The following is a 19,094-nucleotide window of genomic DNA, read 5'->3' on the forward strand; positions in this document are numbered from 1 at the left end:
TACTGATTGACGCCGATGAGCTGTGATCGATTGCTCGATCGGAACAGCTCGCGCTCCTGTCAGGAATCGCAAGGAATGCATTGTTGAAAAAGCCGTCCATAGGATTCGCAGCCGCGTTCGTCGCGGCTGCGCTTCTCCTTTCCCTTCCCTTCCGAAATGCCGCGGCGGAACAGGCCGCAGCGCCCGCTCTTACCGTTTCCCTCGCCGCACCAGAGCTGCGGAGCTGGCCTGAAACCGTCCCGGCGAGCGGCTGGCTGAAATCATGGCAGGACGCAATCATAGCCTCGGAAACGAGTGGCCTGCGCATCACGGACGTTCTGGTCGATGTCGGATCCGTGGTGAAGAAGGGACAGACGCTGGCGCGGCTATCGCAGGACAGTGTTCTGGCCGAGCTTCGCAAACAGGAAGCTGCTGTGGCGACGGCCAAGGCTAGTCTTGCCAAAGCCACGGCCAATGCGGATCGGGCGCGGCAGCTTCGCACATCCGGTGCCTTGTCGGCCGAGAAGATCACCGAATATTTCGCTGACGAGCAGACCGCAACCGCAAGCCTTGCATCCGAGGAAGCGGCGCTCGACAGCGAAAAGATCAAGCTTGGGCAAACGACGATTACCGCCGTGGACGATGGCTTGATAACCTCGCGTTCAGCCGATCTCGGTGCGGTCGTCTCCACCGGCACCGAGTTGTTTCGCATGGTTCGCCAGCAGCGTGTCGAATGGCAGGCGGAAGTGTCGGCACGCTACCTTCCTAGCATTTCGGAAGGCTTGAAGGCCATCATCAACGGCCCTGACGGTCGCCGGATCGAGGGCAGGGTACGGCTGGTCGGGCCATCGGTGAGCACCGATACCAGCCGCGCAACCATCTATGTCGCGCTACCCACAGATATGCAGCCGCGGATCGGATTCTACGTCACGGGCAGCATAGAGCTGCGGACGACGCCGGCCATGACTGTTCCTGAAACGGCGATCGTTTTCCGTGACGGGCTCAATTACGTTTTCACGGCCAGCGATGACAGCCGGGTGCGGCGGATACGGGTGGAAACAGGCCGTCGCAACAATGGCGAGGTCGAGATCGTGTCCGGCCTGGACCGGTCTGCAAAGGTCGTAACGTCGGGCGGCGCGTTCCTGTCGGACAATGATCTTGTCAAGATTGCGGAGACGAACTGATGAATTTCTCAGCATGGTCTATTCGTAATCCCGTGCCGGCGATTTTGCTGTTCGTGATGCTTGGCTTCGGTGGACTCTGGGCATTCAAGCAGCTGGCGATCCAGAACTTCCCGGACATGGATCTTCCGACCATAAATATCTCCGCTACGCTCGATGGTGCTGCACCGACGCAGCTCGAGACGGAAGTCGCCCGCACCATCGAGGACAGTCTTGCCACGCTGAGCTATCTCGATCACATCACGACGACGATCACCGACGGCACCGTATCGATCAAGGTCTCCTTCAAACTGGACAAGGACAGCGAGGCGGCTCTCAACGAGGTCCGCAATGCCGTCGATAGCGTCAAAGCAGATTTGCCGGCGCAAATGGAGACGCCGAGTGTCACAAAGAGCACCGTCCAAAGCTCCGCGCTAGTCACCTATGCCGTCCGCTCGACCAATCTTAACGAGACCGAGTTGTCCTGGTTCGTCGACAACGATCTGACCAAGGCGCTGCTATCGGTGCCGGGGGTCGGTCAGGTCAACCGTATTGGCGGCATAGATCGTGAAGTTCATGTGGATCTCGATCCATCGACCATGGCATCGCTCGGGGTTACCGCGGCGACCGTGTCGTCGCAGCTCAAGGCCGTGCAGGCCGATACGTCGGGCGGTCTTGGCGAAATCGGGGAAGCGCGGCAGACCCTGCGAACGCTTGGAAACCTCCCGTCCGTCGAAGCGCTGAGGGCGCTTAGGATTCCGTTGGCAAACGGGCAAGCCGTGCGTCTCGACGATATCGCATCGGTCAGGGACAGTTTTGCGTCTCGAACGTCGATGGCCTATCTCGATGGCAAACCGATCGTGGCGGTCGAGATCAAGCGCTCGAAAGGCTTTTCAGATAGCGGGGTCGCTGCAGCTGTTGATGTGGCGATAAAGAAATTCACCGCAGCTCATTCCAATGTGCAAATCGATCAGGCCTATAGCACGATCGGACCGATCATGGAGAATTACCATGGCTCGATGCACATGCTCTACGAGGGCGCCATCCTCGCGATCGTCGTTGTCTGGATTTTCCTTCGGGATTGGCGCGCGACAATTCTGTCGGCGGTGGCGCTGCCCTTGTCGGTGATTCCGACATTTCTCGCCATGTATTTTGCCGGTTTCAGCCTCAACATCATCACGCTGCTTGCCCTATCATTGGTGGTCGGTATCCTCGTGGACGATGCCATCGTCGAAATCGAAAACATTGCCCGCCATCTGCAAATGGGCAAGCGGCCGATCGATGCCGCGATGGAGGCCGCCAACGAAATTGGCCTCGCCGTCATCGCAACCACCTTTACGCTCGTTGCGGTCTTCCTGCCGACGGCTTTCATGGGCGGTATTCCGGGGCTTCTGTTCCGGCAGTTCGGGATTACCGCTGCGGTCGCGGTCCTTGCCTCTCTTGTCGTCGCTCGCCTGCTGACGCCTATGATGGCGGCCTATTTCATGAAGGCCTATCCATCCGAGGAGAAGGACGGCCGCATCATGCGCACCTATATGAGGATCGCGAAGGCTGCCCTGAATTACAGAAAGACCACCGTTGCGATAACGGTTGTCATCGTCGGGCTTTCGCTTTCGACCATTCCCTTCCTGAAGTCCGGTTTCCTGCCCGCTTCGGATGACGCCCGTACGCAGATCACGCTGACGATGCAACCCGGCTCCACCATCCAGCAGACCGCTGCAATGACCCGCAAGGCCGCCGATATTGTTGGCGAGCTGCCTGATGTCACGCATGTCTTCTCCTCGGTTGGTTCTTCATCTTCCGGTGGCGGGATCGACAGCAGTTCCACGAGTGATGTCGCCTCCTCGACGATCGTGGTCGTCCTGACGCCGATCTCCGAGCGGGATCGAAAACAGTCGGAAATCGAGAACAATATCCGGCAGGCACTGTCGGCCCTTCCGGGAGTACGTGTGGAGGTTGGCAGTGGTGGTAATGGCACCAAGCTCGAAATCACTCTTGCCGGTGATGACGCCGGCGTGCTCGACAGCGCGGGCACGGCGCTGGAGGAACAGCTTCGCACGCTTCGGGGGATCGGCGCGGTCACATCGACGGCGGCCAGACAAGCCCCTGAAATCCAGATTACGCCCGATTTTGCACGCGCCGCCGCGCTCGGCATAACGTCCAACGCGATCGCCAGCGCCGTACGCGTGGCGACGAACGGGGAGTATTCCTCAGATCTGCCGAAGCTCACCTTGCCGCAGCGTCAGATCCCGATCGTCGTTCGTTTCTCGCCGGAAACGCGCACCAATCTCGACGATATTAGGAATATGCGTGTGGTGGGGACGAATGGCAGCGTCGATCTCGGATCGATAGCCGACATCCGCATCGGTGGCAGTCCCTCGGAGATCGACCGGATCGACCGCATGCGCAATGTCACGGTTTCCGTCGAGCTCAACGGCCGCATTCTGGGCGACGTCAACCGCGAGGCGCAGGCATTGCCGGCGCTCAAGCATCTGCCGCAGGGTGTCACGCTGGTGGAGCAGGGGGAGTTGCAGCGCAGCTCGGAGCTGTTTCAGAGTTTCGGCCTTGCCATGGCGATCGGCATCTTCTGCATCTATGCGGTCCTCGTCCTGTTGTTCCACGATTTCCTGCAGCCGCTCACGCTTCTGATGGCCCTGCCGCTCTCGCTTGGAGGTGCGCTGTTGCCACTGGTGCTGACGGGAATCAGCTTCTCGATGGCGGCCGTCATCGGGTTGCTTATGCTGATGGGCGTGGTGACGAAGAATTCCATCCTGCTGATCGAATATGCGATCATGTCGCGACGGCAAGGCATGTCCAGGTTCGACGCGCTTATCGATGCATGTCACAAGCGCGCGCGGCCGATTGTCATGACAACCGTTGCCATGGCGTCGGGCATGCTTCCCGTCGCCCTCAGCCTGACGGGCGGCGATTCAAGCTTCCGTCAGCCGATGGCGATCGTCGTGATCGGCGGCGTGACGATGTCGACGCTGCTCAGCCTCATCGTCATCCCCGTCATTTTCACCTTCGTCGATGACCTGGAAACAGTCCTGAAGCGGCTCCTGCGTCGGATCGGCCTATCCCCCGAAAGTGCCACAGAAGCTCCTGCGCCCGTGGACCGCGGAGCCGTTGCATTCCGGCCCGATCATGCACGGCGCGGACATGGTCATGGCTGACCGTCGCTTCCGGAGAACCGCGGCTTGAGCCGCGGTCTTCGGCAGTTCTTGGCGATCATCAGTTTGAGCGTCGGCAATGACCGCGATAGCCGGATTGGCGATAGAGGAAATTCATGAGTTTAACGATCGTCCCCGATATCTTGGTCGTTGATAACGACGACAAGATTCGCCACCTTCTGAGCGAACACCTTGGCGACCAAGGCTTCCGCGTCAGGACGGCAAGCAATCTTCATGGGTGCAGGGAGATTCTTGCTCGGTGTCCTCCCGATCTCATAATTTTGGAGGTCATGCTGCCCGACGGATCGGGTCTCGATCTCTGCCGCGATTTGCAGAACCATCACAGTCGGGTTCCCGTCATCTTGTTGACAGTGCTGAAGGAGGACATCGATCGTATCCTCGGCCTCGAGATCGGCGCCGACGATTATCTCTGCAAGCCGTTCAATCCTCGCGAGTTGACGGCGCGCATCCGTGCCGTGTTGCGTCGCATGAATTTTAGAGCGCCACCGGCGTCTCAGGCGAAGTGTTTTCAGTTTGCGGACATCATACTTGATCCGCAGCGTAGCCGGATAACAAGGAGCAACGGCGAGCCGATCGCGCTGACCGGAGCCGAATTTGATCTTCTCAGGGCCTTTCTGGAGCGTCCCGGCCGGCTGCTGTCGCGTGATCAACTGCTCGACCTGACACAGAGACGTGACCGCGATCCAGCCGACCGCTCGATCGATGTTCTGATCAGCCGGCTGCGCCGCAAGCTCGGCGAAACGGCCGACGAGCCGATATTCAGAACGATCCGCAATGGCGGTTATCAGCTGACGGTCGCGGTAGCCGCGATCGTCTCAGATTTTGAACCTGAAGTTCTCATCTGACACGCTTGCCATGCCGGCATCATCATTGCCGTTCGTATGACTTCAGCCTCTTTCCCGAAGGGCATCGATGACGACGGAGAATGCGCGAAGATTCTGTCGGCGGCTGGGATAATAGAGATAATAGCCGGCGAATTTCGGACACCAGTCGACGAGAACAAGCTGAAGCCGCCCCGCCTCCAGGTGGTGCTCGACATAGCTTTCCGGAACGTAGGCAATTCCGTGTCCGTCGAGAGCGGCCGATATCATCTCGCGGTCGGTATTCAACGTGAGCTGGCCTTCGACCCTGACCCGAATCTCCTCTCCGTCCTTCTCGAACTCCCAGGCATAGAGACCGCCGATGCGGTCGAGGCGTCGGCGAATGCAGTTGTGACGCATCAGTTCCTGTGGGGTCAGCGGTGCTGATCGGGTTCTAAAATACTCTGGTGAGCCGACCGCCACCAGCCTCCAGTCGGGGCCGATGCGTACCGCGATCATGTCCTTCTCGAGGCTTTCGCCAAGCCTGACGCCGGCATCGAACCCGTCTTTGACGATGTTGCGGAAGCTGCCATCGACGCTGAGCTCAAGCTTGATATCAGGGTAATCGGCAAGGATGGACGACAATTTCGGCCACACGACACTTTCCATGGCGTGGTTGGAAAGGGTGATCCTGACGGTTCCGGCCGGTCGTTCCCGATAGACGGTCAACGCTTCGATGTCTGCTTCGATCTCGGCAATGCGCGGCGACAGGGATTGTTGCAGCCGTTCGCCCGCCTCGGTCAGCCCGACGCTTCTTGTCGTGCGTGTCAGCAGGCGCATGCCCAGACGTTCTTCAAGTTTCTTCACGGCATGACTGAGCGTCGATTGGGATGTGCCCAGCTTCGCGGCCGCCTTCGTGAAGCTCCGTTCCTCGGCGACGGCCAGGAATACCAGCAGTTCGTTGAAATTTTCCCGTGGCATAACCCTGTCCTATCCCAAATTCGTGGCGCATATTAATGTCAATTTTCGATAGGTTCATGCAAATTACCGTATCTAATCCGATTTATCGACCAGTGCTATCTGTTCTCCCGAATAGGAAACAGACAGGCGCAGTGCGCCCCGACGGGAGACCATGCCATGCTCGGAACAGTCCTTCATGCCCCCGGTGACATTCGTTGCGAGGAAGTCCCGGAACCGAAGATCGTCAAGCCGACCGACGCCATCATCAAGCTCTCGGCGTCCTGTGTCTGCGGTTCCGATCTCTGGCCGTACCGCGGCATCCAGGCGGTAACAGGCCCGCAGCATATGGGGCACGAATATTGTGGGGTGGTCGCGGAGGTCGGCAGCGAAGTGAGGACGATCCGGCCAGGCCAGTTCGTCGTCGGCTCGTTCTGCCTTTCGGACAACACATGTCCGCACTGCCGGTTTGGCTTTCAGTCTTCTTGCGAGCATCGCGAGTTCATGTCTGCTGCCCAGGCACCCTATGCACGGATCGCGCTTGCGGACGGAACCCTGGTTGCGACCGACACCATGCCGTCGGATGACTTGATCCCGAGCCTTCTTGCGGCCTCTGATGTTCTGGGCACGGGGTGGTATGCGGCGGATGCGGCACGCGTTACTCCGGGATGCACGGCGGTCGTGGTGGGCGACGGCGCTGTCGGGCTCATGGGTGTGCTCTCCGCCAAGCAGATGGGCGCCGGGCGCATCATTGCCATGAGCCGCCACAAGCAACGCCAGGAACTTGCGCTCGAATATGGTGCGACCGACATCGTCACCGAACGCGGCGATGCGGGCGTAGCGAAGATCAAGGAGCTGACAGGTGGGATCGGCGCCGATTCCGTTCTTGAATGCGTCGGTACGCAGGAATCCATGCTGCAGGCGATCAATAGCGCCCGACCCGGTGGCTCGATCGGCTATGTCGGCGTTCCGCATGGCGTCGAGCTCGACGGGCAGATGCTGTTCTTCCAGCAGAAGAACCTGCTCGGCGGCCCGGCTCCCGTGCGTCGCTTCCTCCCCCACCTCATCGATCTCATCATGACCCGTCAAATCAATCCCGGAAAGGTCTTCGATCTGACGGTTCCGCTTGCCGATGTCGCGCATGGTTACAAGGCCATGGATGAGCGCCGGGCCATCAAGGCGCTGCTCAGGATGTGAGGAGCTGGCCATGAAGAAAAGACAATTCATCGCCGCGGCGAGCGCCTCAGCGACCATCGAAACTATCCGCTGAACAGTGCGTTTCGAGCAACTTTGGACAATTGATATGGAAACCACCTATGACCGCGCCGTCGAGCGTGCGGCCAGCCCATGGGCCGCGATCATCTGCATGACGCTGATGACCTTCACCCTCGTCGCTTCCGAGTTCCTGCCCGTCAGCCTATTGACCCCGATCGCCGACGAGCTCGGCATTACCGCGGGCCAGGCGGGGCAGGCGATTTCCGTGTCCGGATTTTTCGCGGTCGTCACCAGCCTGTTCAGCAACACGGTGCTGTGGCGGCTGGATCGCCGGACGGTGGTCCTGTCCTATACGATCGTGATGGTGCTCTCGGGTCTGGCGATCACATTCGCGCCCAACTATCTCGTCTTCATGCTCGGCCGCGCGCTGATCGGCATCGCGATCGGCGGTTTCTGGTCGCTGTCCACCTCCATCGTCGCGCGCATCGCTGCCGAACAGGACGTTCCAAAAGCTCTTGCCATGCTGCAGGGCGGCACTGCTCTGGCTACGGTCATCGCTCAGCCGTTGGGAAGCTTCCTCGGCGGATTGATAGGCTGGCGCGGTGCCTTCTTCATCGTCGTTCCGGTCGGCATCATTGCCTTCGTCTGGCAGATCTTCGCCTTGCCGCGGATGCCCGGCGGTTCGAAGAATGCCGGGAGCGGTCCGCTCGGGTTGCTGCGAAACCGCATCTTTGCCATCAGCATGGCCGCCATGTCCTTGTTCTTCATGGGCCAGTTCGCACTATCGACCTATCTTCGGCCGGTCCTTGGGGAGGTGACGAGGCTCGATGTGAACGAGCTGTCGGTCGTTCTCCTCGGCATCGGCCTGTTCGGCCTGCTAGGCACCTCCTTGATCGGCTTCCTGCTGCGAGCGCATCTGGATGCCGTCCTCGCCGGATTCCCGGCGGCGCTCACTGCGATCGCTCTGCTGCTGATCCCGTTCGCACCTTCGGGTATTGCGGTTGCCGCACTCCTCTGCCTGTTCGGGTTCTTTGCCACGCCCATTCCGGTTGCCTGGAACACATGGATGACCCGCGCCATCCCGGACAAACTCGAGGCTGGCGGCGGGCTGCTGGTGGCGCTGATCCAGGCGGCAATCACCACCGGTGCCTTCACAGGCGGGCTCCTGTTCGACGGCATCGGCTGGTGGAGCCCATTCGCCTACAGCGGCGTTCTGTTTCTGGCGGCCGCCATCATTCCGTTCACCGCAAGACGGACCGAGTGACCTGGGACAGATGTCCAGGCCGGGATCAGCCCGCGACGTGCAACATGCGCCTTTATTCAGGCTGTGGTCGATATCAGCTATGACTGCAAAATATGCCTGCGGGTCAGCTCCTTGAGCATATCGACGTCGCGCCTCTCTATTGCGTCGATCATCTGCTGGTGCTCGCGGCCGGACTGCTCGATACGAGCTCGGGTGCGCCATTGTGACACCGGTGCCGATGAGGTACGTTGCCGGATTTCGGTGATGAGCTCGACAAGCTCCTGATTTCCTGCAAGTACCAGCAGGTACCGGTGAAAAGCGAGGTTGGCTTCGTAAAGTTCGAGCATGGTGCCGTTGAGCACCAGATCGTCGAAGCGCGAAGCCAGCCTACGCAAATTGGCAATATCCGCATCGCCGGCATTGGCGACGATACGATCGCTGATCGCCACTTCGAGGATCACGCGGATATCGCTTACTTCCTGAGCGCGGCGCCCGTCCTGCTCGTGCACGTGATAGCCGCGATTGGGAATGTGCTCGACAAGCCGCTTCTGCACGAGGCGGTCGAGCGCCCGCCGCACCTGCGGCCTCGTACAACTGTACCGACGCTCCAGATCGATCTGCTTCAGCCATGTTCCTGGTGGGAGCCTGCCCGCGAGGATGTCCTGGAGAATGAGCTCGGTCACGTCGGGCATATCTTCGTGCGACGGCGCTGCCGCCTCAGCTTCCAGCGAGTTCATGCAGCTCTCCCACACCTTTCCAAGTTGGCGATGACTATCATAGGTCCGCATTTTTCAACAACGACGCTCGTCATTGTTGCTGAAAAAATATTCATGCTCATCTCTTGCGCATCCGTTCTTATTGGCACATAAATTGGTACCAATTTAGTATCCATTATACGAGGCGGATGGCAAGTCCATGCAAAATTCCGATGCGGTCTGGGACATCGTCGAAAAGAAAAGCGCCGAATTCTTCGCGCTCAGTGATCGGATCTGGGACATTCCGGAAACGAACTACCTGGAATACAGATCCGCAGAAGAACATGCCGAGATGCTGGAACGTCAGGGGTTCCGCGTCGAGCGCGGCATCGCCGGCCTGCCGACGGCTGTCATGGGCGAGGCGGGCGAGGATGGCCCGGTCATCGCGATCCTCGGCGAGTTCGATGCACTGCCCGGATTGAGCCAGGAGGCCGGTGTCGCGGAAGAGCGGCCGCTGATCGACGGCGGCAATGGTCATGGCTGCGGCCATAACATGCTGGGCGCCGGCTCGATGCTTGCCGCGGCTGCGGTCAAGGATTTCCTCGCGGAAAACGGCCTGAAGGGCAGGGTGCGCTATTACGGCTGCCCGGCCGAGGAGGGTGGCTCCTCCAAGGGCTTCATGGTTCGCGCCGGCGTTTTCGACGATGTCGATATCGCGATCTCCTGGCATCCAGCGGCCTTTGCCGGCGTCAACAATCCCATTTCGCTTGCCTGCAACGAGATCAATTTCCACTTTTTCGGCCGTGCCTCGCACGCGTCGGCAACGCCTCATCTTGGCCGCAGCGCGCTGGATGCGGTCGAGCTGATGAATGTCGGCGTCAACTACATGCGCGAGCACATGCCGTCGACGGCGCGCATCCACTATGCCGTCACCGATGCCGGCGGTGCGGCCCCCAATGTCGTGCAGGCGCGCGCCACCGTGCGTTATCTCGTGCGGGCACGGACCCTGCCGGAACTCCTTTCGCTGGTCGCCCGCGTTAAGAAGGTTGCCGAGGGTGCCGCCTTGATGACGGAGACGACGGTTCGCAGCGAGATCATCAGCGGCGACGCCAATCTCGTCGGCAATACACCGCTCGAGGAATGCATGTTCGCGCAGCTGGATCGGCTCGGGCCGCCCGTGTTTGACGACGCGGATCGCGAGACCGCGCTGAAATTTCAGCAGACCTTCAGCGCAGAGGATATTGCCGCTTCCTACGGCCGGTTTGCGCTGAAGCCGAAGAAGGGCCAGGCGCTCTGCGAGGAAATCTTTCCGTTGAACGCCGGCGACGGCACGCTGGTCGGTTCGACCGATGTCGGAACGGTCAGCTGGGTCGTCCCGACCGTGCAGATGCGCGGCGCCACCTATGCGATCGGCACGCCCGGCCACTCCTGGCAGCTCGTCGCGCAGGGCAAGCTGCCTGCCGCTCATAAGGGTACCGAACATGCCGCCAAGGTGATGGCGAGCACGGCCGCCGAACTCATCCGCAATCCCGCGCTCATCGCGGCCGCCAAGGAAGATCACAAGGCACGACTCGAAGGCACGCCCTTCGTCAATCCGATCCCGGACGATGTCGAGCCGCCGCTGCCGGAGAAGGCCAATGGCTGAGGCCGGTCTGAAGCCCGATCGAGCGCGCTTGATGGCGCATATCGGCGAGTTCGCGCGCCGGGTAAAGCTGTCGGGGACGGCCGAGGAGCTGGAGAGTTTCCGCTATCTCCAGGCTGAGATGGACGGCTTTGGCTATCGCACGCAGCTTCTGACGCATGATGCCTTCATCAGTCTGCCAGGCGCCGCCACGGTTGGGATCGATGGCGGGAGCCTTCGTTGCATCACGCATTCCATGTCGGTCTCGACTTCAGCTGCGGGGGTAACCGGCAATCTCATCCATGTAGGCGAGGGAACCGAAGCCGATTTCGCGGGCAAGGATGTTGCGGGCAAGATCGTTCTGGTCGATGGTATCGCCACCGAAGAAGTGGCCGCTCTTGCGAGTGCTTTCGGGGCGCTCGGCGAACTTCACATCAGCCCGAACGAGCATCTCTACGAGATGTGCGTCTCGCCGGTCTGGGGCAGCCCATCGCAACACACGCGCGATAGGCTGCCGACGACGGTCATCTGCTCGATCGCGAGGGGTGATGGCGACCGCCTGCGCGACAGGCTTGCGCGCGGAGAGGCGGTGACTGCAACGCTATGCGCGGACGTCGATACGGGTTGGCGCAAGACGCCGCTGCTTGTTGCCGAGCTTCAACCGAAAGGCGACGATGCGCCTTTTGTCCTGTTTTCCGGCCATCACGATACCTGGCATTTCGGGGTCATGGACAATGGCGGCGCCAACGCGACGATGCTCGAGGCGGCGCGCCTGCTCGCGCTTCGTGCCTCAGAATGGCGCCGGGGCTTGCGGATATGCTTCTGGTCCGGTCATTCCCATGGCCGCTATTCCGGCTCTGCCTGGTACGCGGACGAGTATTTCGACGAGCTCGATCGCCGCTGCGCCGTCCATGTCAATGTCGATTCCACCGGCGGCGAAGGCGCGACCGTCCTCACCAATTCCGGTGTGATCGACGAGCTCAGGCCTTTGGCTGCAGATGTGATCGAGCGCGTGACCGGACAGAAACACGCCGGCAGGCGTCATGGCCGCGCTGCGGATCAGTCCTTCTGGGGCATTGGTATTCCCTCGATGTTCGGCAGCCTCAGCCATCAGCCGCCAGGGCCTGTCAAAATGCTGACGGCGCTCGGATGGTGGTGGCATACGCCGCACGACACCGCCGAACATATCGATCCGGACAATCTTTGCCGGGATACGGCCATTGTTCTCGAGGTTCTCTGGCGGCTGCTGACTTTGCCCGTCCTGCCGCTGGATTACACCCAATATGCCGCCTCCCTCGACGAGCAGGTCGGGCAATTGCAGGCAGCGCTTGCCGGTCGTCTCGATATCTCCGGCCTAGCCCAGGCTGTCGAAGACTTGCGCGTCAACGCAAATTCGCTTCAGCAGGTGAGGGATCCCACGCCGGAAAGAGCGGCGCGGATCGGTGCTTCGCTGATGCGCGCAGGGCGGCATCTGGTGCCGCTGAACTATACGAGCGGTGAACGCTTCCATCCCGACTCCGCGCTGCCGCACGTCGCCTGGCCATCTCTGGAGGGGCTGCGCGCGCTAGCGAGACTGGATGAGGGCTCGCCGGATACCGCCTTTTACGTCGTTCACGCGCGTCAGACGAGAAATCGCATCGCTCACGCGCTGCGGGAGGCCAATGCCGCCCTGCGAGCGGCTCTGGAGAACTGACGCCGAGAATACCGGATCTGAGAAAAGGCCGCTTAAGCGGCCGAAAAGGGGAACGAACATGAAAAACAGAAAAATGCTTGCCATCGTATTCGGCATGATTGCCTTCCTTGCTCCGCTGACCGCCGGCGCTAAGGATTGGACCCAGGTGAAGGTCGGCATCGAAGGCGCATTCCCGCCGTGGAACCTGATGGATTCGAGCGGCAAGCTTGCCGGCTTCGACGTCGATCTCATCAACGATCTCTGCAAGCGCGCCAAGGTCGATTGCGAGCTGATCGCCGGCGAATGGAACGCGATGATCCCAAGCCTCAACGCCGGCAAATTTGATCTTGTGATGACGCTCGGCATCAACGAGAAGCGCAAACAGGTGGTCGATTTTACCGTGCCCTATGCGAGCGGTGTCGCGAGCTTCCTGCTCGTGAAAGATGGATCGGTTTCACCCTTGCCGATGACGGGTGAGCGGCTCAATCTCAACGACAAGGCGAAGGCGGATCCGGTGATGGCGGAGATCGGCAAGGCTTTGAAGGGCAAAACGGTCGGCGTCGTCCAGTCGACCAGCCAGGAGCAGTTGATCAATTCCTATTTCGGATCCGATGTGACGGTGCGCGCCTATAAAAACTCCGGAGAGCGAGATCTTGATCTGAAGGCAGGCCGCATCGATGCCGGCTTCGATAGCGGCGTCTACGAAACCTCCGTGCTTGGTAAGCCGGGCAACGACGATCTGATGATGTCCGGTCCCCTGGTGAAGGGGGCGATGCTGGCAACGGAGGTCGCTCTCGGCATGCGCAAGGGCGAGACCGATCTAAAGGCGAAATTCGACGATGCCATCAAGCAGGCGGCCAAGGATGGCACAATCAAGCAGCTCTCGGAAAAATGGAGCAAGATCGACCTGACGCCGACCTTCGAGGCCAATTGAGCGCGTCCCACATCCATCGTTCCTGGCCGAGGCTAAGACCATGACTTCCCTTGCCCACATCCATTCTTTCAGGTCAAGCGCATGAACCAGCCAACCCTATTCGAGCTTGCTGGCTTCGGTCCGGATGGCTGGGGTCATGCTCTCCTGGCCGGCGCCTGGATGACCATTCTTGTCGCAATTGTCGGCTATGCAGTCGGCGCCTGCATCGGAACGCTCGGCGCGTGGGGCAAGATCGCCGGCAATCGGTTTGCCCGCGCCACGGCGGACGCCTATACGACGGTTCTTCGCGGCATCCCCGATCTGCTGGTCATCTATCTCTTTTACTTCGGCGGCAGTGCGGTCATCACGACCATCGGCAAGATGTTCGGAGCGGAGGGCTTCCTCGGTTTTCCAGGTTTCCTGGCTGGTTCCCTTGCTGTCGGCGTCACGTCCGGTGCGCAGTTCACCGAAGTGCTGCGCGGCGGGTTCAAGGCCGTGCATCCTGGTGAGATCGAGGCCGCCATCGCCTGCGGAATGCCGCGCTGGCTGCGCCTGCGCCGGATCATCGCGCCGCTGACCTTGCGTCATGCGCTGCCGGGGCTCGGTAATGTCTGGCAGGTCGTCCTCAAGGAGTCGGCGCTGGTCTCGATCACCGGCGTCGCCGAATTGCTGCGTCAGGCGCAGGTCGGCGCGGGCTCCACGGGACTGCCGTTCGATTTCTACCTGATAGCAGGGGTGATCTATCTGATGATCTCGACCCTATCCAGCCTGATCATCCAGCAGGCAGAGCGCCATCTGTCGCGCGGTGTGAGGAAACGCTGATGGATTGGCAATTCCTTGAAGAGACTTTCGTGAGCCTTGTCGCGGCGATCCCGTTGACGATCGAACTTGCGGTGACGTCGATCTGCCTCGGTGCTATCCTCGCATTGCTTCTGGCGCTTGCGCGTCTGTCGGGCGTCACCGTCCTCGACTGGTTTGCCCGGCTCTACGTTTTCGTCTTTCGCGGCACGCCGTTGCTCGTCCAGATCTTCCTGATCTACTACGGTCTCGGCCAGTTTCCTGCCATCCGCCACAGCATTCTCTGGCCGTTCCTGCGCGATCCCTATTGGTGCGCCGTCCTGGCGCTGACACTGAATACCGCGGCCTACGCCAGCGAAATCATCCGCGGCGGTCTGCTCTCGGTGCCGCATGGGCAGGTGGAGGCTGCGCGAGCCTGCGGCATGCATCGTCTCATGATGTTCCGGCGCATCATCCTGCCGCTTGCCATCCGCCAGGCGCTGCCAGGCTATGGCAACGAGATGATCTCGATGGTGAAGGCGACATCGCTTGCCTCGATCATCACGCTGATGGAAGTCACGGGCGTTGCGGCGAAGATCATTTCGGAGACCTATCGCGCCATCGAGGTCTTCGTCGTCTCAGGCGCCATCTACCTGGCGATCAACTTCGTGCTGACGCGCCTCATCCAGTTTGCCGAATACCGGCTGAGCCCGCATCTGCGCCCGCCCGTGCCGGTGATGCGCGATACCGCCGCTGCGGCGGCCCCTGTAGGAGATCCACAATGACCGTCATGCCAATCGCACTCAGCGTGCGCGACATGCATAAGAGCTTTGGGCCGGTCGAAGTGCTCAAGGGTATCTCGCTCGATGCGCTGGAAGGCGATGTCGTCTCGATTCTCGGCTCGTCAGGCTCTGGAAAATCGACATTCCTGCGATGCATAAATTTGCTGGAGACGCCCGATTCCGGTGAAGTGACCGTGGCGGGCGAAACGATCCGCATGCAGCGCACAGCCCGTGGCATCCATCGCCCGTCTGATGGAAGGCAGGTTGATCGCATCCGTTCCCAGCTCGGCATGGTGTTTCAGAGCTTCAATCTCTGGTCCCACAAGACGGTGCTGGAGAACGTGATCGAAGCGCCCGTCTACGTCCAGGGCCGTTCGCGCGCCGAATGCGTCGAGGAAGCGGAAGCGCTGCTCGCCAAGGTCGGTATCGCCGACAAGCGCAATTTCTATCCGGCTCATCTTTCGGGGGGACAGCAACAGCGCGCGGCCATCGCGCGTGCGCTCGCCATGCATCCGAAGGTCATGCTGTTCGATGAACCGACATCGGCGCTCGACCCCGAGCTTGTGGGCGAGGTTCTGAGGGTCATGCGTGCGCTCGCCGAGGAGGGACGCACCATGCTCGTCGTTACGCATGAGATGGGCTTTGCGCGCGATGTCTCGAGCCGCGTCATCTTCCTGCACAAGGGCGTCGTCGAGGAAGACGGCAAGCCGCAGGATGTCTTTGCCGGTTCACGGTCCGAACGCTTTCGCCAGTTCATCAGCCAATAATTTCAAGCTCAATTACAATGGGGAACTCGATCATGAAATACCTGACCGGACTTCTGACTGCGATCATGATGGTCGCCACCCTCGCGACGGCGAGCGTCGTGCACGCGGAGGACAAAAAGTGGACGCATATCACCATCGCGACCGAAGGCGCCTTTCGCCCATGGAATTTCACCAAGGCGGACGGCAGCCTGGACGGATATGAGATCGAACTGATCAAATATCTTTGCGATCACATGAAAGTCGAATGCACGACCGTCATCCAGCCCTTCGACGGCATGATCCCGGCGCTCAATGCAGGTAAATTCGACGCGATCATTTCCGGCATGTCGGCAACCGCAAAGCGGGAGGAAGTCATTGCCTTCAGCGATTCCTACGGCACGACCGGCCAGACTTTCGCAACGCTGAAGGATTCCTCGCTTGTCGATCTTCCCATGAAGGGCCAGGTGTTTTCTTTGGCAACCGATGAAGCCGGCGCGGTCAAGGCGCTGAAGGAACTCGAACCGATGCTCAAGGGCAAGACGATCGGGGTGCAGACGGCATCGATCGCGGCAACCTTCCTTGATAAGTATCTGAAGGGCGTTGCCGATATTCGCGAATATAAGACGACCGAGCAGCACGACCTCGACCTGAAGGCCGGCCGTGTCGATCTCATCATGGCGTCCATGGCCTATCTGTCGACGGCGGCGGCAAAGCCCGGCAATGAGGACATGACCGTGACCGGACCGCGTTTCCAGGGCGGCCTTCTCGGCCGCGGCAGTTCCGTCGGCCTGCGCAAGGACGACACCCAGCTGAAGGCGATGTTCAACGATGCGATTGCAGCGGCGAAAGCCGACGGCACGATCGCAAAGCTGTCTCAGAAATGGTTCGGCTTCGACGTGACCCCGAAGTAAATCCGGAACGAAGATAAACCGAAGGCTTCGTTGCACGGCCTTTGATCGTGCCGGGCAAGGGCGGAAAATGCTCTGCTTCCTTGTAAAATATTCTTCTTGCGACGAAGCCATGCTCCGCGGCCTGCGAGGTCGCGGAGTTGCGCGATTCCAATCGATGCCGACAATCTGAAATCATTGCGCCACGAGTCTGGCGACCAGATGGGGTGGCTCAGCGAGACGCTGGATATCGATGCAAGCGTTCGTGCTTGAGCACCCCCCATGACTGGCTCTTGCCGTGCATGACGCTCGCCGTGCATCATGGCGGCGCAGGAACCACGGCCGCCGCCTTCGCCGATCAGTCCACGCTCAGGACGATTTTTCCCTGGACGTGCTCATTTTCCAGGGTTCGTTGCGCGTCGGCGGCCTTATCAAACGGGAAGACCTTGTGGAGGAGGACTTTGACTTGCCCTTGCTCTATCAGATCAGCGATTTCATGAAGCTGGTCCGCATTCGGCTTGGCCATATAGCCGGCAATCCCAATATTATCGGATACGGTGTCTGGGCGTTCCGGCTCGCCGAGCGTCGAGACCAGAATTCCTCCGTTCTTGACAACTCCGAACGAACGTTTTTGCGTTTCACCCCCGACAAGATCGAAAACCATATCGACCGGATCAAGCGCCTCCTCGAAACGTTCGGACTTGTAGTCGATGACCTGATCCGCCCCAAGGCGCCGGGCAAGATCGATGTCCAGCCCTGACACAGTCGTTGCAACCCAGGCTCCCTTGGCCTTTGCGAATTGGATCGCGAAATGGCCGACGCCTCCACCCCCTCCATGGATCAAAACCCGCTGACCGCTTCGAAGGCGGCCATGATCAAACAATCCCTGCCATGCGGTCATGGCGGCGAGCGGAATGGCTGCGGCCTCCTCGAAACTGATCGAGGATGGCATTTTCGTGAGCAACGCAGCCGGAACGGCGACATATTCCTCGTAGCCGCCACGCTTCATGTCGAGGAACGCGATTACACGATCGCCGCTGGCAAAGCCGGTTGCCTCGCGACCAAGTGCCTCGACGGTGCCCGCAAGATCGCGTCCGGGAACGATCGGCAGATCACTTTGCTTGACGGCGGGATAGCCGCCCTTGCGGATCTTCCAGTCGACCGGATTGACACTTGCTGCCGCGACCTTGACCAAAACCTCGTTTTCACTGGGGGAGGGGCGTTCGATCTGATCAAGCCGCAATACATCCGCATCGCCGAATTCATGCATTCTAATGGCCATCATCTTGGGCATGTTAAACCGCCTTTCCGGGAATTATGGATTCGCAGCGGCATAAGCCAGCCTTCGGCATCACGACCGATTGAGGAACTTATTGAAGCGACTTTCGCGACCATCCTCCGTCTCTTCCTGATAGAGGAACGCCAACTTATTCTCGTCGAAGATCCGGAAGAATTCGTCCCAGCCGATTTCTTCGAAATTTTGCTCGGGCTCACCAAAATCGATCCGCAAGAGGCTGCCATTTCCGCCGGCGCTTTTCACACGTGATGGACGTCCGTCTCTTGCTTCCACCCATTGACGGATTGTTTCGTGGTCTGTCGTTGTTTTTGATGCAGACATGGCGTCATTCCTTCGATGATTTCTGGTTCAGGTCTGCGAATGCGCTCCACCGGGTCTGGAGATTTCCGCGAGCGCGGGGCCGGCGGACCCATCGGCCATGGAAACGGCGAGATCTCCGAGCGAGAGTATGCCGACCAGCCGCTTGTCACGGTTGAGCACCGGCAGCCGCCGCACCTGAATGTTCCCCAGGTTTGTCATCACGTCGTCGACATCGTCATCCTCGAAGCAGTATTTGACTTCTGCCGACATCACGTCACCGATCCTGGTGTCGGGTCCCTTGCCGCGTGCGACTGCACGTACTGCAATGTCGCGATCCGTGATCATGCCCACGAGCTTGTCGTTTTCGGCAACAGGAAGAACGCCGGCATCGAGATCGGCCATCATGACCGCGGCGTCGCGAATGGAATGGTTGGGATTTGCGACGCGCACGTCGCGCGTCATTGCTGCGTTCACTTGCATGTCTCTGTCCTCCTTGAAAGAAAGACCCCAACTCGCGTGGGCATCCAGAGTTCCTTCATCGGAATAAAAGCAGCTGAAAAACGCATCGCCGACCACCAAAGCGGAGCTTTCGGCCATGCCTCCTGAGCTTGCGCCAATATCCTAGATGTGCGGTTCCGGGCGGATGAGGCATTTGCCCTGTCGATTTCAATTGAAGTCGAAAGCTGAAAATCCGGCACTCGATTTTGATACAGGACTTCGGATGACCAGGAGGGGTTGTGAAAATGCCGCTCTTTGGCACATCGACTGACCGCAACGCCGTGTTTCGTGGCCTCGTGGAAGCAGCAACATAACCCGAGCGCCTCTCGCTGACCTCGACCCGGCCCAAGCCGTAAGCTCA

General features: G+C 60.1%; 17 protein-coding genes and 1 pseudogene. 12 read left to right on the forward strand and 6 right to left on the reverse strand.

Going from position 1 to position 19,094, the window contains the following annotated elements; translation table 11 throughout:
• The first annotated feature begins 83 nt into the window (after positions 1-83).
• From PH562_RS00790 to PH562_RS00800, 3 genes are all read left to right on the forward strand, one after another.
• Positions 84-1,163, forward strand: a complete 1,080-nt coding sequence (locus PH562_RS00790; RefSeq protein ID WP_285170963.1) for an efflux RND transporter periplasmic adaptor subunit — start codon at positions 84-86, stop codon at positions 1,161-1,163.
• A complete protein-coding gene (locus PH562_RS00795; RefSeq protein WP_285170965.1) occupies positions 1,163-4,312 on the forward strand; it encodes an efflux RND transporter permease subunit in 3,150 nt (1,049 codons plus the stop codon). The genes PH562_RS00790 and PH562_RS00795 overlap by 1 nt, the downstream gene beginning before the upstream one ends.
• A gap of 113 nt (positions 4,313-4,425) precedes the next feature.
• The gene (locus PH562_RS00800) at positions 4,426-5,175 is read left to right on the forward strand and encodes a response regulator (RefSeq protein ID WP_285170967.1); all 750 of its coding nucleotides are present in this window, start codon (positions 4,426-4,428) and stop codon (positions 5,173-5,175) included.
• 42 nt (positions 5,176-5,217) lie between these two features.
• Here PH562_RS00800 and PH562_RS00805 read toward each other — a convergent pair whose 3' ends face one another.
• Entirely contained in the window at positions 5,218-6,111 is an 894-nt protein-coding gene (locus PH562_RS00805) for a LysR family transcriptional regulator (protein ID WP_285170969.1), read from the reverse strand.
• Between the two features lie 156 nt (positions 6,112-6,267).
• On the opposite strand from PH562_RS00805, the gene PH562_RS00810 reads away from it, so the two are divergent.
• Positions 6,268-7,284 carry a zinc-dependent alcohol dehydrogenase family protein gene (locus PH562_RS00810; RefSeq protein WP_285170970.1) on the forward strand — a complete coding sequence of 339 codons (1,017 nt, stop codon included), beginning with the start codon at positions 6,268-6,270 and terminating at the stop codon, positions 7,282-7,284.
• A gap of 106 nt (positions 7,285-7,390) precedes the next feature.
• Positions 7,391-8,566 (forward strand): MFS transporter, encoded by a 1,176-nt coding sequence (locus PH562_RS00815; protein WP_285170971.1) that lies wholly within the window; start codon positions 7,391-7,393, stop codon positions 8,564-8,566.
• Positions 8,567-8,643: 77 nt separating this feature from the next.
• Here the strand turns inward: PH562_RS00815 and PH562_RS00820 are convergent, their stop codons facing one another.
• The gene (locus PH562_RS00820; RefSeq protein WP_285170972.1) at positions 8,644-9,282 is read right to left on the reverse strand and encodes a GntR family transcriptional regulator; all 639 of its coding nucleotides are present in this window, start codon (positions 9,280-9,282) and stop codon (positions 8,644-8,646) included.
• A 178-nt stretch (positions 9,283-9,460) separates the two neighbouring features.
• Here PH562_RS00820 and PH562_RS00825 point away from each other — a divergent pair, with 178 nt between their 5' ends.
• The 7 genes from PH562_RS00825 to PH562_RS00855 all read left to right on the forward strand — a co-directional run bounded on the left by PH562_RS00825 (position 9,461) and on the right by PH562_RS00855 (position 16,662).
• A complete protein-coding gene (locus tag PH562_RS00825) occupies positions 9,461-10,885 on the forward strand; it encodes a M20 family metallopeptidase (protein ID WP_285170973.1) in 1,425 nt (474 codons plus the stop codon).
• The gene (locus PH562_RS00830) at positions 10,878-12,554 is read left to right on the forward strand and encodes a M28 family peptidase (protein ID WP_285170974.1); all 1,677 of its coding nucleotides are present in this window, start codon (positions 10,878-10,880) and stop codon (positions 12,552-12,554) included. Before PH562_RS00825 ends, PH562_RS00830 begins: the two co-directional genes overlap by 8 nt.
• Before the next feature lie 58 nt (positions 12,555-12,612).
• Entirely contained in the window at positions 12,613-13,467 is an 855-nt protein-coding gene (locus PH562_RS00835) for a transporter substrate-binding domain-containing protein (RefSeq protein WP_285170975.1), read from the forward strand.
• Positions 13,468-13,548: 81 nt separating this feature from the next.
• Complete coding sequence (locus PH562_RS00840) at positions 13,549-14,268, forward strand: ABC transporter permease (RefSeq protein WP_095438780.1); 720 nt, start codon at positions 13,549-13,551, stop codon at positions 14,266-14,268.
• Positions 14,268-15,008, forward strand: coding sequence for an ABC transporter permease (locus PH562_RS00845; RefSeq protein WP_113406930.1), 741 nt, complete (start codon positions 14,268-14,270; stop codon positions 15,006-15,008). The genes PH562_RS00840 and PH562_RS00845 overlap by 1 nt, the downstream gene beginning before the upstream one ends.
• Entirely contained in the window at positions 15,005-15,772 is a 768-nt protein-coding gene (locus tag PH562_RS00850) for an ABC transporter ATP-binding protein (protein ID WP_095438782.1), read from the forward strand. The genes PH562_RS00845 and PH562_RS00850 overlap by 4 nt, the downstream gene beginning before the upstream one ends.
• A 32-nt stretch (positions 15,773-15,804) precedes the next feature.
• On the forward strand, positions 15,805-16,662 hold the full coding sequence (locus tag PH562_RS00855; RefSeq protein WP_285170977.1) for a transporter substrate-binding domain-containing protein: 858 nt from the start codon (positions 15,805-15,807) through the stop codon (positions 16,660-16,662).
• Between the two features lie 334 nt (positions 16,663-16,996).
• Here the strand turns inward: PH562_RS00855 and PH562_RS00860 are convergent, their stop codons facing one another.
• From PH562_RS00860 to PH562_RS00875, 4 genes and pseudogenes are all read right to left on the reverse strand, one after another.
• The gene (locus tag PH562_RS00860; RefSeq protein ID WP_285171165.1) at positions 16,997-17,401 is read right to left on the reverse strand and encodes a zinc-binding dehydrogenase; all 405 of its coding nucleotides are present in this window, start codon (positions 17,399-17,401) and stop codon (positions 16,997-16,999) included.
• A 243-nt stretch (positions 17,402-17,644) separates the two neighbouring features.
• Positions 17,645-17,932: pseudogene (locus PH562_RS00865) on the reverse strand (alcohol dehydrogenase catalytic domain-containing protein); the annotation flags it as partial.
• 57 nt (positions 17,933-17,989) lie between these two features.
• Entirely contained in the window at positions 17,990-18,256 is a 267-nt protein-coding gene (locus PH562_RS00870; RefSeq protein WP_285170978.1) for a hypothetical protein, read from the reverse strand.
• Positions 18,257-18,283: 27 nt separating this feature from the next.
• On the reverse strand, positions 18,284-18,715 hold the full coding sequence (locus PH562_RS00875) for a CBS domain-containing protein (protein WP_113232613.1): 432 nt from the start codon (positions 18,713-18,715) through the stop codon (positions 18,284-18,286).
• Positions 18,716-19,094: the final 379 nt, after the last annotated feature.

Source organism: Rhizobium centroccidentale (assembly GCF_030182565.1).
Classification (GTDB): Bacteria; Pseudomonadota; Alphaproteobacteria; order Rhizobiales; family Rhizobiaceae; genus Rhizobium.